This is a genomic window from Rathayibacter sp. AY1D9, assembly GCF_002932395.1.
Classification (GTDB): Bacteria; Actinomycetota; Actinomycetes; order Actinomycetales; family Microbacteriaceae; genus Rathayibacter.
Window position 1 is genome coordinate 1 of the sequence record NZ_PSVQ01000003.1, and the last position, 16,119, is coordinate 16,119.

Here is a 16,119-nt window from a genome sequence, read left to right on the forward strand (position 1 = left end):
GGAACGGGGAGGGACCGGGCGGCGGGCGCCCGATCCCTCCCCGGAGGCGGAGGCTAGGCCTCCTGATCCTCGCGGCGACGGCTGCGGGCGATCAGGAGCGAGCCGAGGCCGAGGGCGACAGCACCTCCCGAGAGCAGCAGCCAGGAGCCGGTCTCCACTCCGGTGGAGGGGAGGCCGCCGGGGCCGGTCGGTGCGGTGATCGGCGCGGCCGTGGCGGTCGGTCCGGCCGTCGGCACGACGGTGGGCTCCGGGGTCGACGTGGGCTCCGGGGTCGACGTGGGCTCGGGGGTCGACGTGGGCTCGGGGCTCACGGTCGGCTCGGGCGTCGCGGTGGGCTCGGGCGTCGCCGTCGGCTCGGGAGTCGCCGTCGGCTCGGGAGTCGCGGTCGGCTCAGGCGAGCCGGTCGGCTCCGGCGTCGGCGTGGGCTCCGGGGTCCCCGGCAGCTCGACGGCGGCGCCCTCCGGCGCCACGGCGAGCAGCGCCCGGGCGACGTCGCTGAACGCTCCGACCGGGTGGTTGCGGAACACCGGCGAGGTGCCGAAGAGGAAGCCCTCGGTGCCCGACTCCGTCGAGAACGAGACGGCCGAGGCCTGCCCGGCCGCGTCGCTCCGGGACTGCCCGTCGGAGTCGACCCAGTGCCCGGCGACGAACGTGCCGTCCTCCGAGTAGCTCTGCTCGACCGCGACCGACTCGTCGAAGCCGGCGAACCACAGTGCCGGCGAGACGAACGCGGTGTCCTGCGGGTAGTCGCCGAGGACTCCGCCGCCGGGCGTCTCGACCGAGACGATGCCGTTGGAGCCGCTCGTGCCGGTCTGCGCAGTCAGCTCGGCCAGGCCGAAGTCGGACACGAAGGCCGCTCCAGCGCCACCGCGGCCGACGACGTCGCCGCCCGCCGCGAGGAACTCCTCGACCACGGTGCGGCCTGCGGCCTGCTCCGGGGTGAAGGAGAGGGCGCGTCCCACGTAGAGCACGTCGGCGCTCTCGAGGGTCGCGGTGCCCGCGGTGAGCGCGGCCGCGTCGACGGCGACCGCGTCGGCGAAGCCGAGCTTGGCCAGCGCGTCGCGGTCCTCGTTCGTGCCGGAGTAGGCGACGCGGAGGGCGTCGAGCGCCTTCCCGTCCTCGGCGCGCACGCGGTCGGCGGTGGTCGCCGTGAAGTCGACGCCGAAGGCGGCGGCGGCTCCCTCGGCGGCCGCGAGCCCGGCGGCGTCTGCACGGAGGGCGATCGTGCCGTCCTCGAACTGCTCGAGGGCGACGCCGTCGGCCAGCAGCGCGTTGACGGCCTGGTACTCCAGGACGCCGCGCGGCTCGAAGGCGAGGTAGTCGGCGCCTGCCGGGACGGAGCCGACCGGAGCCACGGCGGTCACCGGCTCCAGGCCGACGGCCGGGAGGGCGTCGGTGGTGGAGCCGATCGCCTGCACGTCGGCGCCCCAGAGGAGCGAGAGGCTCCAGGCCGAGACGTCGTACATCTCGGGCACGCGGCTCGAGATGTCGCTGCCGTCGGCGAGGAGGACGTTGGCGAGGCCGCGGACCGACTGGTGCATGTCGACCAGGTAGGTGCCCGCGGGGTAGGAGACTCCTCCGACGCTCGTGGCGGCCGTGGTCCGCGACACCTCGACGCCGTGGGCGAGCAGCTGCGCGACGAGGGTCTCTGCGTCCGAGACGGAGCGCTGCGTGCCGTCGACGGGGATGACGTAGGCGCGCGGGTACTCGGTCGTGTAGACGTCGGTCTCGTCCCAGATCTCGGTCCACTCGGTCGGCACGCCCGCGGGCAGGTCGGCCGCGGAGACGTCGGCGGGGATCTCGATGGCGGGGGCGCCGGTGACGCCGCGCTCGAAGATGGCGACCTGGTTGCTCAGGAGCGCGTCGCGGTTGGCCTCGATGTAGTCGACGGAGGCGTCCATGACGATCCCGGCGACCTCGACGTCGATGTCCGCGTTGGCCTGGCCCTGGGCGATCTCCTCCGGAGTGCTGTTGGCCGTGCGGCCGAGCGGAAGCTCCACCGTGTTGGTGATCGCGCCCTGGAAGGCGACGTACTGCGGGGCGAAGATGGGGGGCCAGTCGTCCCAGCCCGCGCGGATGTCGCGGTAGGGGATGAGGATCTTCCCGGTGTTGTCCGTGGTGGCGCTGCCGTCCTCGGCGAGGTAGGTGTTGCCGGGCACGTCGGCCTCGACGACGCGGCGCTCGATCTCGAGCGCGGTCGCGTAGGCGTGCGGGAGGAAGAGGTCGTACTCGTAGTTCTCGCCGTGCGGCGGGCCGCAGGGCTCGACCTGGAGGATCCCGGTGTAGCCGTGGATGTCGATGAAGTACGTGGGCTGGAGCACGCTCGAGAGGTCGCGGATCACGGCCGCCTCGCTGGTGGCTCCGGTGATCATGTCGCGGTTCGGGTCGTAGCCCGCGGCGACGGCGCGCTGGCCGAGGGCGCGGCCGTCGGGGTTGTTGGTGACGGTGAAGTAGAGGCGGTTGCCCTCGAGCAGCGCCTCGGTCTCCGCGTCCTCGGCGGTGGCGACGCCCTCGATGTACTCGAGGATCGCGTCGCTGCCCTCCCACTCGTTGCCGTGGATGTTGCCGTTGAACCAGACCGGCACCTTGTAGCCGTCCATCAGGTCGGCGTCGGCGGCCGCGGCGGCGGGCTCGTACTTGAGCTGGTCGCGCCACTCGGCCTGCTGCGCCGTCTCGGCCTCGGTCTCGGGGGCGGTGACGGTGACCAGGTAGATGTCGCGGCCGAGGCCGGACTTCCCGACCACCTGGGTCGAGACCCGGTCGGAGCGGGCGGCGAGCGCGTTCAGCTGCGGCGCGATGGCGTCGTAGGGGGTGACTCCGCGCAGGAGCGAGGCGTCGGTCGGGTCGACGGGCACCTCGGTCAGCGGGGTCTGCTGCGGGTAGCTGGTCGGCACCGCGATCGGAGCGGACGGCGGACGCACGATGTCCACGCGGGTGTAGTCGGCGGGTGCTGCGGTCGTGGCGGTCGCCGGCGGGGCGACCAGGAGGCCGCCAGCGGCGAGCGCGAGCGCGGCGCATCCGGAGGCGAGGGCGGTTCGAGATCTCAAGCGGAGTTCTTCCCTTGTCGAGGCGTGACGGAACGGATCGGGCCCCCGTCGGCGTCTGGATCTCCGAATCGGATGTGAACCCTCTCAGGAAGATAGAGGCTCCATGTTTCCGTCACGTGTCGGCCGGGTCAGCTCCGCGAGATGCCTCTTCGGTACGCCTCGCCCGGCGACTCGAGTGCCCGAGTGGCATCCGGCGAGAGGAGGAAGGAGGGCCCGGTCAGAGGAAGAGGGAGAGGACGAGCGTGGCGCCGAGCGCGAGGACGGAGGCGAGGGAGACGCCGACGGTCACGGACTTGAGGGCGCCGCGGACCGACTGGCCGAGGAAGCTCTGCAGCAGCCAGAAGGTGTTCGAGGTGACGTGGATGCAGAACAGCGCGCCGGAGCCCGCAGCGAGTGCGATCAGCAGCGGGTCGAGGCCGAGTGTCGCGGCGACCGGCGCGACGACTCCGGCCGCCGTGATCGCCGAGAGGGTGACCGAGCCGACCGCGATGTGCAGCACGGCCGCCATCACCCAGACGAGCAGCAGCGGCGCGGTCGCCGAGGTCGAGAAGTAGCCCTTCAGGATCTCGCCGAGGTCGCCCTGCGCGATCACCGCGGCGAGCGCCCCGCCGACGCCGGTGAGCAGGAAGATCTGCCCGCCGTCCTGGAAGCCCTTGGCGACCGCCTTCTCCATCCGCGCGGTTCCCACGGTCGACCGGCCGACCACTCCGGTGCCGATCACGGCGAGGAGGAGCGCGATGACGGGGTTCCCGAGGAACTGCAGCACCGGCAGCTCGATCCCGGAGACGGTGAGCACCGCCTGCGCGGCGATGAGCAGGAGGGCGAGGAGCATGGGCGCGAAGAGGAGCAGGAGCGGGCGCTCGCGGGCGGCGTGGGCGTCCTGCGCCTCGGCGGGACCCGCCGCGTCCTCGACGGACGAGCCGGACGAGCCGCCCGATGCCGCTCCGGCTCCGCTCGAGGACGCCCCGCCGCTCCCCCGCGCTCCGAACGACGGCAGCCGTCCGCCGTCCGCGGCGGGCGACGCCCCCACCGTCGCGAGCCCGGTCGTGTCGTCGCGCACGACCAGCTGCTCGTCGCGCGCCGGGTCCCAGAAGCCGAGGCGGAACGCGAGCGACATCAGCAGGATCGTGACCACGACCGTCGGCGCCACCACCGCGAATCCGCCGAGCATCATCACGCCCAGCGGCACTCCGAGCAGCCCCGCGAGCGCGACCGCGGCGAAGCCGGGCACCATCATCACGATGCCCGTCTCGAGCCCGACGGCGAAGGTCACGGCGACGATGCCGGTGCCCGCGCGCCCCAGCCGCGGCGCGATCCGGCGCGCGAGCGGGGCCGCGATCACGATCAGCGCGTCGACGAAGATCGTCTGCAGGTAGGTGGCGAAGGAGAGGCCCAGCGCGTAGGGGATCCCGCGGCGGCCGAAGACGCGCAGCAGGCCCTCGACGAGCCGGACGACGGCGCCCATCTCGTTGAGCATCGCGCCGATGAGCACGCCCCAGCCGATCAGGAGGCCCGCCTCCATCATCACCTCGCCGAAGCCGGTGGTCATCGTGGAGACGGTGTCGACGGGGCCGAGCCCGGTGAGCAGGCCGATCGCGGCGGCTCCGACGGCCAGCGCCAGCACCGGGTTGAATCGGAAGCGCACGATCGCGACGACCACCACGACGATCACGAGGGCGACGACGCCCAGGGTGTACCACTCGGGCATGACGTCCTCCTCCGCCCGCGACTGCGCGTGCCGTCACACCTTAGGGGACCGCCGCGCACCCCCTCGCCCCCGCCGGGCACGGGGCCCTAGCGTGGACGCATGGCACTGACGCTCCCCGAGCCCCGACTCCCCTCCCTCCTCGACTCCCCCGTCCTGCGCTGGGGGGTGATCGCGCCCGGCTCGATCGCAGGCTCGTTCGTCGAGGCGCTGCAGAAGCACACCCGGCAGCGCGTGGTCTCGGTGGGCTCCCGCTCGCTGGAGCGCGCGGAGCGGTTCGCGAGCCGGTTCGGGATCGAGCGGGCCTCGGCCGGCTACGAGGCCGTGGTCGAGGATCCGGAGGTCGACGTGGTCTACATCGCCTCCCCGCACTCGGAGCACGCCCGCCAGGCACTGCTCGCCATCGCCGCGGGCAAGCACATCCTGGTCGAGAAGCCGTTCGCGCCGACCCCGGGCGAGGCCGAGATGATCGTGCACGCCGCGCGCGACGCCGGAGTCTTCGCGATGGAGGCGATGTGGATGCGCTACCTGCCGCACATGGACGTCGTACGGCAGCTGCTCGCCGACGGGGCGGTCGGCGCGCCGGCCGTCGTCTCGGCCGACTTCGGCGCCGCCTTCGACTTCGACCCCTCCAGCCGCATCTTCGACCCGGCGCTCGCGGGCGGCGGCCTGCTGGACGTCGGCGTCTACGCCTCCTCCTTCGTCTCGATGGTGGCGGGCACCCCGCAGAGCACCGTCGTCGCCGGCAGCATGACCTCGACGGGCGTCGACGCGACCGCGACGATCGTCGGCAGCCACGCGCACGGGGTGCAGTCGGTGGCCACCTCGACCGTGCTGGCCGACACCCGCCACGCGGCGAGCGTCGCGGGGCGGGCGGGGCGGATCGACGTGCACCCGTCGTTCTGGACGCCGGGCGGCGTGACGCTCACCCGCGGCTCCGAGAGCGGGTTGTGGATCGACGAGACGCCGCTCCAGGGCGGCGAGGGCCTCGCCTGGGAGGCGCTGCACGTCGCGCAGTACGTGACGGAGGGGCGCACCGAGTCGCCGCTGCACCCGCTCGACGAGGTGGTCGCCGTGGTGCGGACCCTCGACGACGCGCGCCGCCGGCTGGGCGTCTCGGTGTAGGGCGGGCGGCGGGAGACCGCCGCCCCGGCCCTCAGCCCGCCAGCAGCTCGACGCGGAAGCTCGTGCGCCCCGGCTCGGACGCGACGAGGACGCGCCCGCCGTGGGCGTCGACGACCGCCGCCACGATCGCCAGGCCCAGCCCCGTCGATCCGGTCGTGCGCGCTCGGGAGGAGTCGCCGCGGGCGAAGCGCTCGAACAGCACCGGCACCAGCTCCGGCGCGATGCCCGGGCCGGAATCGGTGACCGTCACGACCGCGATCGGCCGCCCCTCCGACACCTCCTCGGCGAGCGCCGCCACGACCCGGGTGCCGGGGGGCGTGTGCACGGTCGCGTTCCGCAGCAGATTGGCGACCACCTGGTGCAGCCGGAAGCCGTCGCCGCGGATCTCGATCGGCTCCTCGGGGAGCTCGAGGTCCCACTCGTGGTCGGGGCCCGCGGCGTGCGCGTCCGACAGCGCCTCGATCACGAGCAGCGTCAGGTCGACGGGCTCCTTCTCGAGGTCGCGGCCCTCGTCGAGGCGGGCGAGCAGGAGGAGGTCCTCGACCAGCGAGGTCATCCGGGTGGCGGCGGACTCGATCCGATCGAGGGAGTAGGCCGCCGACTCCGGCAGCTCGGTCCCGCCGCGCCGGGGCAGCTCCGCGTAGCCGCGGATCGCCGCGAGGGGGGTCCGCAGCTCGTGCGAGGCGTCGGCGACGAACTGCCGCACCTTGTCCTCGCTCGCCTGCCGCGACTCCAGAGCACCGGTGACGTGGTCGAGCATGCGGTTGAAGGCGGCGCCGACGCGGCCGACCTCGGTGCGGGTGTCGGCGTCCTCCTCCGGGACCCGCTCGACCAGCTCGACGGCGCCGCGGTCCAGCGGCAGCTCGGCCACGCGGGTCGCCGTCGCCTCCACCCGCTCCAGGGGCCGCAGGGCCACGCGGATGATCGCGGTGGCGACGAGGGCGACCAGCAGCATCGCCAGCAGCACCACCACGACGACCACCCAGGTGAGGGAGGCGAGCGTCTCGGCGACCTCGCCCAGGGGGACGCCGACGACGACGACGGAGCCCTCGACCGCCGCCGCGCGCACGCGGTAGGTCCCGAGGCTCCCGGGCAGCTCGATGGTCGCCTCCTCGCCCCCTGCGGCGACGGCTGCCGCGAGCACCGAGTCGGCCGGGTCCGAGAACTGCCGGCAGACCCCGTCGGCGTCGACGTAGGCGCCGATGAAGGAGCCGTCCGAGCCCTGGACGGCGGTGATGGTGCTGAGGTTCTGGCTCGGGCCGCCGCCGAAGGATCCGCTCGGGCAGGTCGTGGCCTGCTCGATCGCGCTCGACCCGCCGAAGCGGCTCGGCCCGTCGAAGTCCTGGAGGCGCGTGACCGACTGGCTGAGCGACGCGTCCGTGCTGCCGTAGAGGATCGAGCGGGCGGAGAGCACGCTGACCGCTCCCACGACGCCCGCCGTCACCGCGACGAGCGCGACCACGGCGACGACCATCCGCCGCCGCAGAGTCCACGGCGCGCGCCGGCCGCGGCGGGAGCTGCGGAGGGCGGAGCGGGTCGCGAAGTCGCCGAGCGACGGGCGGCCGGTGCGGCTCACTGGTCGGCGGGCTTCAGGAGGTAGCCGGCGCCGCGCACGGTGTGGATCATCGGCGAGCGGCCGGCGTCGATCTTCTTGCGCAGGTACGAGATGTAGATCTCGACCACGCTCGACTTGCCGCCGAAGTCGTACGACCAGACCCGGTCGAGGATCTGGGCCTTGCTGAGCACGCGGCGCGGATTGCGCATCAGGAAGCGCAGCAGCTCGAACTCGGTGGCGGTCAGCTCGATCTCGTCGCCGCCCCGGCGGACCTCGTGGCTGTCCTCGTTCAGCACCAGGTCCCCCACGACGACCTCGGGGTCGTCCGCGTCGTTGGCGAGCAGGGTGCTGCGGCGGATGAGTCCGCGCATCCGGGCGACCAGCTCCTCGAGGGAGAAGGGCTTGGTGACGTAGTCGTCGCCGCCGGCGGTGAGCCCGGCGATCCGGTCGTCGAGCGCGTCCTTCGCGGTGAGGAAGAGGACCGGGGTCTCGCTGCCGTCCGCGCGGACCCGCTGCAGGACCTGGAGGCCGTCGATGTCGGGGAGCATCACGTCGAGCACGATCACGTCCGGTCGGAACTCGCGGGTGATCGTGATCGCGGCGCGGCCCTCGGCGGCGGTGCGCACCTCCCAGCCCTCGTAGCGCAGAGCCATCTGGAGCAGGTCGGTGAGGGTGCTCTCGTCGTCGACGACGAGGACGCGGATCGGCGTCCCGTCGGCCCGCTTCAGGCGGGTGCGCTGCGCGGGGGCGAGGTGCTTCGAGGGGGCCGGGGTGCTCATGACTCCAGTATCGGGAGTTCCCTATGGATCGGCTATGACCGGCCGATGCCGTCGCTGTGCGCTCCCGATGCGTCCTCCGCGGGATCGGCGTCGAGCTCCTCCGGAGCGATCGCCGCGGTGCGCGCGTAGCCGCGGACCCGCCGGTCGATGAAGGTCGCCACCCAGAGCAGGACGCCGATCACGAGCAGCACCCCCGCGATGCCGTACTGGGCGGTGTCGCGTCCCGAGGTGATCGGCAGCACCAGGTAGACGCAGGCGATCGTGCCCAGCACCGGCAGCACGGTGGGGGTCCGGAAGTGACGGTGCTCGACCGGCTGCCGCCGCAGCACCAGCACGGAGACGTTGACGACGGCGAAGACCGCCAGCAGGAGGAGCGACGTGGTCCCGCCCAGGAGCACCGCGATGGGGTCGGAGGGGTCGCGCGACACGTAGGCGGTGAGGAGCAGGGCGATCACCGTCGTGAAGAGGATCGCGGCCCACGGCGTGCGCCGTCCGCGCAGCACGTTCTGCAGGAACGGCGGCAGCACGCCCTGGCGGCTCATCCCGTAGAGCAGGCGGCTGGCCATCATCATGTTGATCAGCGCGCTGTTGGCCACGGCGAAGAGCGAGATGAAGGGCAGGAGCGTCGAGATCGGGAAGTCGGGCGCCGCGGCCTCGACGACCGTGACGAGCGGAGTGTCGTTGCCGGCCAGCTCCCCCACGGGGACGATCGCGACGGCGAGCGTGGATACGAGCACGTAGACCACGGCGGTGATGCCGAGACCCGTGAGCATCACGCGCGGGAAGATGCGGCTGGGCTCCTTCGTCTCCTCCGCCATGTTCACGGAGTCCTCGAATCCGACCATCGCGAAGAACGCCAGCGAGGTCGCGGTGCTCACCGCGAGCAGCAGCGACTTGTCCTCCGGCGCCTCGAACGCGACCACCCGCGAGAAGTCGGCCTGCCCGCCGAACACCGCGAAGAAGCACACGAAGATCACCAGCAGCAGGCCCGAGAGCTCGATCAGGGTGAGCACCACGTTCAGCCCGACGCTCTCGGCGACACCGCGCAGGTTCACCAGGGCGATGCAGACCATGAACACCAGCGCGATGCTCAGCCGCGTCCCCGCGCCGTCCCCGAGCCCGAAGCCGATCGCGAAGTTGCTCGCGAAGGCGCCCGAGGCGGCGGAGGCCGAGGTGATCCCGCTCGCCATCACGGTGAAGCAGACGAGGAACGTGACGAAGTGGATCCCGAACGCCTTGTGCGCGTAGAGCGCGGCGCCCGCCGCCTGCGGGTACTTCGTCACCAGCTCCAGGTAGGAGCAGGCGGTGAGCGTGGCGACGACGAACGCGATCACGAAGGGGAGCCACGCGGCCCCGCCCACCTCGGCCGCGACCTGCCCGGTGAGGGCGTAGATCCCGGTCCCGAGGATGTCGCCGACCACGAACAGCAGCAGCAGCTTGGGGCCGAGCACCCGCTTGAGCTCGGGCGGGGCGGACGTCTCTCTCGTGGCGGTCATCGTCGGCCCCTCCCGTTGCGGATGAGCGCGAGCCTACGACCGCGGGCACCGCCCCGGGAAGAGCGGGCTCCCGGGGAGCAGGAGCCGACGACACCCACCACTCCGCTGTCGCGCCGTGCGCAGCGCAGCCTCCACCTCGCCGGCGGGAGGCTGCGCGAGGCCGGCTGACCGGATGCTGCCACGGCCGGAGCCTGTCCGGACGTCCCGTGGGCCCCCGACCCTCCGCCCCGCGCGGAGCCGGGGGTCCGCCGCATGTCCGGATGCTGCCGTGCCCGGATGCTGATCTGGTTCCGCCGACGGGCCTCCGCGAGGCTCTGAGGACCACGACGAGAGGACGCACCATGACCGCCACTGCACCCGCCGCCACCCCGCACCTCGGCCCCGTCGCCGCCGGAGGCGCCCTCGCCTGGGCCGCGCTGGCCGCGCTGCTCCTGCTCGGGGAGCCGCACCCCGCGGCTGTCCTCGTGCTCGTGCTCGCGGCCGCCGCCGCGACCTCGCTGAGCGTCGTCGCCGTCGCCCGCCGGCAGCCCCCCGCCCGCCGCACCGGCGTCGTGATCGGTCTCCTCGCCCCCCTCCTCGCGAACGCCGGTCTCACTCCGCTCGCCGCGCTGGTCGGCCCGGCCGTGTTCGGAGCGGTGGCGCTGGTCCTCGCCGGTGAGCTCGCCGTCATCGCGGTTCTCGCGCGGCGGCGCTGAGTGCGCGCCTCCTACACTCGGGAGGGTCGGGAGAACGGGGGGCCGCCGGTGCTGAGCGAGAACGCGATCGCGCTGTACCTGCACGCGTCCGTGCGCGGAGACTGGTCGCTCGAGAGCGCGTCGGACGAGCTCGGCGTCACCGTCGACGGCCTCCGCGAGGCGCGCGACGAGCTGATCGGGCTCCGGCTGCTCGCTCCGCTGCACGCGGGGGCGGAGTCGCTCGCCACGGCCGCGCCGGACATCGCCCTGGCCGAGCTGATCGCCGACGACGAGCGGCGCCTCCTTGAGCTGCAGACCGGGATCACCCGCCGCCGCAGCGAGCTGATGGCCCTCGTCCCCGCCTACCGGAGCGCCCGCAGCGCCCTCGCCGCCGCGGAGCAGGTGGAGGTGATCGAGGACCCGGCGACCGTCCTCCGGCTGCTCCTCGACCTGCAGCGCGGAGCCTCGGAGGAGGTGCTGATCGCCGCTCCCGGCACCAGCAGCGTGGAGCGGCACGAGGCGAGCGACGCCGTCGACCGCGAGCTGCTCGGGCGCGGCATCGCGAGGCGGACGCTGTACCACGACCGCCGCCGCGACAACGCGGCTCTCCGGCGCTCGGTCGCGGAGCTCGAGCCGCTGGGCGCGCGGTTCCGGACCCTCCCGACGCTGCCCTTCCGGCTGGTGGTCTTCGACCGCTCCCTCGCGATCGTCGCCCGCTCCCGCGACGAGGACGACCGCGCCGCCCTGGTCGTCCGCTCCCCCGAGCTCGCGGCGACCCTGGCGCGCGTGTTCGACGCGGCGTGGGAGTTCGCAGCGCCCCTGCACGCGGCAGGTGCCGAGGAGGAGCCCTCCCTCTCCGCGGTGCAGCGGTCGATCCTGCAGGGCCTCGCCGCCGGGCTCACCGACGAGGCGCTCGCGGCACGGCTGGACCTCAGCGTGCGCACCTGCCGTCGGCACATCGCCGGTCTCTTCGAGCTGCTCGGCGCCGAGAGCCGCTTCCAGGCGGGCGTGCTCGCGGCCCGGCGGGGCTGGCTGCCGGTCCGACCGCGCTGACGCCGGCCGTCGGCGAGCTCAGCGCCGCGGAGCCGCAGTGTCGGAACGGGGTGTCCGCTAGCGGACACGTCCTCTTCCGGCTCTTGTCCCGGCACTCTCCCAGGTCGAACATGGGGACCGCCGCCGACATCCCCGATGACGGGCGGCCTCCGCACCGCGACCCCGTACCCGACGGGACCGCGGCCCCGACGCCCGCGCCGTACCCGACGGACCGCGGCGCATCAGCGACCTGAGCCGAACGCGCGCACAGGCGCTCCTCCGGCGCGCCGTCCGGCACCCCCGACCGACGACGCTCCGGGCCCCCGCTTCCACCTACCCGAAGAGCTCACCCGTGAACCCCAGCACCCCCGCCCGCCCTGGTCCTCCCGCTCCACCCGAGATCCGCCCGCTCCTGACGCGCCAGCAACGCGTCGCCAGCCCCCGTGCCGTCACCAGCCGCGCCAAGCAGCAGTCGCCCTCGCTCATCATGATCGTGCTCCTCTCCGGCGCCGGCGCTCTGCTCTACGGCGCCTTCCTGCTCAACCCGCGCAACATCGGCGACCCCCTCCCGTTCGCCATCGTCATCATCTGCGAGCTGTACCTGATCGGCCAGGCCGCGCTCACGATGTGGACCGCCCTGTCGAGCACCTACGACCCGCGCGACTCCGCCTTCCACTCCGTTCGAGCGACGCTCTACGGGAGCCCGGTCGACGGCATCCCGATCGGCGAGGACCTCTACCTCGGCCGCCGCCGCATCACCGTCGACGTCTTCATCACGACCTACAGGGAGGACCCCGCGATCATCGAGGAGACGGCCCGTGCGGCCCGCGACATGCGCGGCACCCACGTGACGTGGCTCCTCGACGACGGGGACGACCCGCAGGTCGCCGCGATCGCCGAGCGCCTGGGCGTCCGCTACGTGGTGCGCGAGGACCGCGCGGGTGCCAAGGCCGGCAACGTGAACCACGCGCTCCGTCTGACCGACTCGGACTTCGCCGTGATGATCGACGCCGACTTCGTGACCGTGCCGGAGTTCCTGGAGGAGACTCTCCCCTTCTTCGCCCACGACGACGTCGCCTTCGTGCAGGCCCCGCAGGTCTACGGGAACGCGCACAACTTCATCTCGCGCGGCTCCGCCTACATGCAGATCGTCTTCTACGCCCTCACCCAGCCGGGCAAGAACAAGTACAACTCCGCCTTCTGCGTGGGCACCAACGCCGTCTTCCGCCGCAAGGCCCTCGACGACATCGGCGGGATGTACGAGGGCTCGCAGTCCGAGGACATCTGGACGTCGATCTTCGTGCACGAGCGCGGCTGGCGCTCGATCTTCGTGCCGATGACCCTCGCGGTCGGGCGCACGCCCGAGACGATCGAGGCCTTCGTCCGACAGCAGGTCCGCTGGGCCGTCGGCGGGTTCGAGATCCTGCTCAAGCACAACCCGTTCTCGCCGAAGCGCCGGCTCACGACCGACCAGCGCGTGCAGTACTTCATGACCGTCACGTTCTACTTCACCGGGATCGTGCCGCTGGGCCTGATCGTGCTGCCCCCGCTGCAGATCTACCTGAACATCACGCCGGTCAGCCTGGAGGTGCCGCTCGTCGAGTGGATCCTCTTCTACTGCGGGTTCTACGTGCTGCAGATCGGGCTCGCGCTGTTCATCATCGGCTCGTTCCGGTGGGAGACGCTGCTGCTGTCGACCGTCACCTTCCCGATGTACACGAAGGCGTTCTTCCTCGCTCTCGCGGGCCGGAAGCCGGCCTGGACCTCGACGGGCGCGACCGGGCAGGCCGCCTCGCCCTTCAACTTCATCAAGGTGCAGATGGTCTTCCTGGTGTTCCTGGCCGCGACCTCCGTCGTCGGCTTCCTCAAGGCGGAGTGGACCGCGGAGTACTCGGTGGCGCTCGCCTGGAACGTCCTGAACACCCTCACGCTCGGAGCGTTCGCGGTGATCGCGGCGCGCGAGCACGTCCTCCTGAAGCGCGCCGCCCGGGCCGAGGTGGTCGCTCCGAGCGGCCCCGCCGCCGCGGGACGCCACGGACTCGCCGTGGGTGCGGCATGACCGCGCTGCGCTGGCTCGGCTTCCTCGCCTCGTGCGCCCTCGCGCTCGGCGTCGCCGCCGCCGGCCTGGTCTACGCGAACAACTCCTCGCTCACCGTGCGGGCGGCGAGCGCTCAGCTCGTCACCGACGAGTACTCGCTGGGGACGCCCTACGCGGGCACGATCCAGGACCTCACGATCTCCCGCGGCGACGCGGTGGAGAAGGGCGACGTGCTCTTCAGCCTGCAGAGCACCGTCCTCGAGTCCGACATGCAGACGAAGACGTTCACCAGCGCCGATGTCGGCTACCGGATCGAGGAGGGCGGCCTGATGGTCTTCACGGCGGCGCTGGACGGCGTGGTCACATCGGTCGACGCCGAGATCGGCTCCTTCGTCGAGGAGGACCAGATGATCGCGGTCGTCGCGATCTCGGACTCGATCCACCTCGAGAGCGAGTTCGTGCTCGGCGCCCGGGACTACTCGCGGGTCCCGATCGGCGGCACCGTCGCCGTGGCGATGCCGGACGGGACGACCGTCGACGCCGAGATCTACGACGTCGAGGTGGAGCGGTTCCACGAGGGGCGGGCGACGACCGTCATCCGCGCGCGCACCGACGAGATCACGACGCAGGACTACACCGTGGTCGGAGCTCCCGTCGCGGCGGAGGTGCGGCTCCGCGACGACGGCGACGGCTTCGGCGGCTGGCTGGTCGCCCAGCTCGGCAGGCTCTTCACGCCGGGCGGATTCGCGCGGTGAGGCGCGGGGCGGGGGCGGCCCTCGCTCTCGCCCTCGCGATCGCAGGCCTCACCGGATGCACGTCCGACGGCTCCGCGTCCGACTGGGCCGTGGCAGCGTCCGTGCACGCGCGGGAGCTGCCGCAGGTCCCCGGCCCCTACGCGGGGACGGCGCGGCTTGCCGAAGGGGTGCGGCCGCCGACGAACTCGTGGGTGTCCGGACCGGTGTTCGGGGAGGATCTCCCGCTCTACTCAGGGATCCTCACCGTCACGCCGCGCGCCGACGGCTTCACCGTGGGCCTCCCGATCGTGGAGGCGGCTCCGCGGACCGTCTACGCCCTCGCCCGGGACGATCTCACCGTGACGGTCCCCTCGAGCGCGGTGGCGCTCTCCGCGTTCGACGACCTCGTCGCGCACTGGAGCCTCGCGGGTGCCGGTGAGCTCGTCGCAGCCGAGGGCTGGCCCTACGCCTCCTACCGGACCGAGAGCGCCCAGACGGTGCTGATCGGAGGCGCCACCGCTCCCGAGCGCGCGGCCGGCGGCCTGCTCCTGGTCACCGCGGGCGGACAGCGGTACGGGCTGGTGGCGCCCGCCGCCGCCCTCGATACGTTCCCCCGGATGACGCTGGACGGCACGCTGCTCCTCTTCGCGGTGCCTCCGGGAGCGAGCAGGGCGCGGATCGACGAGCTTCGGCGTCGTGCAGTGCCCCTCGAGGGCGCGAGCGTCTCCCACGACGTCACGGCGAGCACCACCACCACGACCTACGCGCTGCGGACCGAGGGCGGCGCCGAGACGTTCTTCGGCCTCGGGGCCGAGGGGGCGATCGGCTACGACACGCTCTACGGCCGGGTGGGGCTCCGTGCGGGAACGTCGTTCTCCCGCACCGCCCCCACTATCGTCGAGTCGGGGGCGCTCGATCTCGGCTCCCTCACGGCCGAGGAGAAGACGACGCTCCGGACGCAGGTGCCACTCGACGCCGCGGCCACCCGCTTCGCCGCGCCCGACACCTACGGAGCCGGCAAGGAGCTCTACCGCGCCGCTGCTCTGCACCGTCTCGCCGTCGACCTCGGCCTGGAGGAGGTGGCGGCCGACCTGCACGACCGGATCGCCGCCGAGCTCGACCAGTGGCTCGACCCGCGCGGCTGCGCACCGGGTGCCGTGAAGTGCGTCGTCTACGACCCCGTGCTCGGAGGCGTCGTCGGCTCCGCGCCGTCGTTCGGGTCCGACGCGTTCAACGACCACCACTTCCACTACGGCTACCTGCTCTCCGCCGTCGGGATGCTGGCCGCCGAGGACCCGTCCCTCCTCGAGCGGTACCGGACCGTCGCGGACCTGCTCGCCCTGGATCTCGCCTCTCCCGTCGACACCGCCGAGTTCCCGCGGCTGCGCGTGTTCGACGCGTACCGCGGCCACTCCTGGGCCTCGGGGCTCGCGCCGGCCCGGGACGGCAACGACCAGGAGTCGGTGTCCGAGGCGGTCAACGCCTGGAACGGCCTCGCCCTCTGGGCCGCCGCCTCCGGGAACGCGCCGCTGCTCGAGGAGGCGCGCTGGCTGCTCTCCCTCGAGACGCAGGCGGCCGCAGACCTCTGGCTGAGCCCGGAGACGCCGGTCGGCTTCGAAGCGCCGTTCGTCGCGATCAACTGGGGCGGCAAGCGCGACTACGCCACCTTCTTCGACGCGACACCCTCGGCGCTGCTGGGGATCGAGCTGATCCCGATGCCGCCGTCGACCGCGTTCCTCCCCGACCCCTCGCGGGTCGACGAGCTCGTGGCCGGAGCCCCAGGCGCGCCGCTCACCGACTACGTGCTGATGCTGCAGGCGACCAGCGACCCGGCCGCGGCTCTCGCGCGGGCGGAGCGCCTGCCGGACTCCTCGATCGACAGCGCCGACTCGCGCAGCTACCTGGTGGCGTGGATCCTCACCCGCTGATCCCGC

At 73.0% G+C, this 16,119-nt stretch carries 11 protein-coding genes; 6 read left to right on the top strand and 5 right to left on the bottom strand.

Annotated features, from left to right (window positions below; genetic code table 11):
- Positions 1–53: 53 nt before the first annotated feature.
- Both C5C50_RS02520 and C5C50_RS02525 read right to left on the bottom strand, forming a co-directional pair.
- Positions 54–3,047 (bottom strand): M14 family zinc carboxypeptidase, encoded by a 2,994-nt coding sequence (locus tag C5C50_RS02520; RefSeq protein ID WP_104272775.1) that lies wholly within the window; start codon positions 3,045–3,047, stop codon positions 54–56.
- Between the two features lie 217 nt (positions 3,048–3,264).
- Positions 3,265–4,755, bottom strand: coding sequence for a GntP family permease (locus tag C5C50_RS02525; protein ID WP_104272776.1), 1,491 nt, complete (start codon positions 4,753–4,755; stop codon positions 3,265–3,267).
- 99 nt (positions 4,756–4,854) lie between these two features.
- On the opposite strand from C5C50_RS02525, the gene C5C50_RS02530 reads away from it, so the two are divergent.
- On the top strand, positions 4,855–5,877 hold the full coding sequence (locus tag C5C50_RS02530; RefSeq protein ID WP_104272777.1) for a Gfo/Idh/MocA family protein: 1,023 nt from the start codon (positions 4,855–4,857) through the stop codon (positions 5,875–5,877).
- 31 nt (positions 5,878–5,908) lie between these two features.
- Here C5C50_RS02530 and C5C50_RS02535 read toward each other — a convergent pair whose 3' ends face one another.
- Genes C5C50_RS02535 through C5C50_RS02545 form a run of 3 tightly spaced genes read right to left on the bottom strand, consistent with a single transcriptional unit; the run spans position 5,909 to position 9,707 of the window.
- Positions 5,909–7,453: a cell wall metabolism sensor histidine kinase WalK gene (locus C5C50_RS02535; protein ID WP_219813916.1), complete on the bottom strand. Its 1,545-nt coding sequence runs from the start codon at positions 7,451–7,453 to the stop codon at positions 5,909–5,911.
- Complete coding sequence (locus C5C50_RS02540; RefSeq protein ID WP_104223650.1) at positions 7,450–8,211, bottom strand: response regulator transcription factor; 762 nt, start codon at positions 8,209–8,211, stop codon at positions 7,450–7,452. Before C5C50_RS02540 ends, C5C50_RS02535 begins: the two co-directional genes overlap by 4 nt.
- A 32-nt stretch (positions 8,212–8,243) precedes the next feature.
- Positions 8,244–9,707 carry an APC family permease gene (locus tag C5C50_RS02545; protein ID WP_104227060.1) on the bottom strand — a complete coding sequence of 488 codons (1,464 nt, stop codon included), beginning with the start codon at positions 9,705–9,707 and terminating at the stop codon, positions 8,244–8,246.
- Positions 9,708–10,048: 341 nt separating this feature from the next.
- Between C5C50_RS02545 and C5C50_RS02550 the strand changes: the two genes are divergently transcribed.
- The 5 genes from C5C50_RS02550 (at position 10,049) to C5C50_RS02570 (ending at position 16,113) form a co-directional block, all read left to right on the top strand.
- Complete coding sequence (locus C5C50_RS02550; RefSeq protein WP_104272778.1) at positions 10,049–10,402, top strand: hypothetical protein; 354 nt, start codon at positions 10,049–10,051, stop codon at positions 10,400–10,402.
- A gap of 48 nt (positions 10,403–10,450) precedes the next feature.
- On the top strand, positions 10,451–11,434 hold the full coding sequence (locus C5C50_RS02555; RefSeq protein WP_104247766.1) for a LuxR C-terminal-related transcriptional regulator: 984 nt from the start codon (positions 10,451–10,453) through the stop codon (positions 11,432–11,434).
- Between the two features lie 331 nt (positions 11,435–11,765).
- Positions 11,766–13,472: a glycosyltransferase family 2 protein gene (locus C5C50_RS02560; RefSeq protein WP_104272779.1), complete on the top strand. Its 1,707-nt coding sequence runs from the start codon at positions 11,766–11,768 to the stop codon at positions 13,470–13,472.
- On the top strand, positions 13,469–14,206 hold the full coding sequence (locus C5C50_RS16820; RefSeq protein ID WP_104247768.1) for a biotin/lipoyl-binding protein: 738 nt from the start codon (positions 13,469–13,471) through the stop codon (positions 14,204–14,206). The genes C5C50_RS02560 and C5C50_RS16820 overlap by 4 nt, the downstream gene beginning before the upstream one ends.
- Positions 14,203–16,113: a glycosyl hydrolase gene (locus C5C50_RS02570; protein WP_104272780.1), complete on the top strand. Its 1,911-nt coding sequence runs from the start codon at positions 14,203–14,205 to the stop codon at positions 16,111–16,113. Before C5C50_RS16820 ends, C5C50_RS02570 begins: the two co-directional genes overlap by 4 nt.
- Positions 16,114–16,119: the final 6 nt, after the last annotated feature.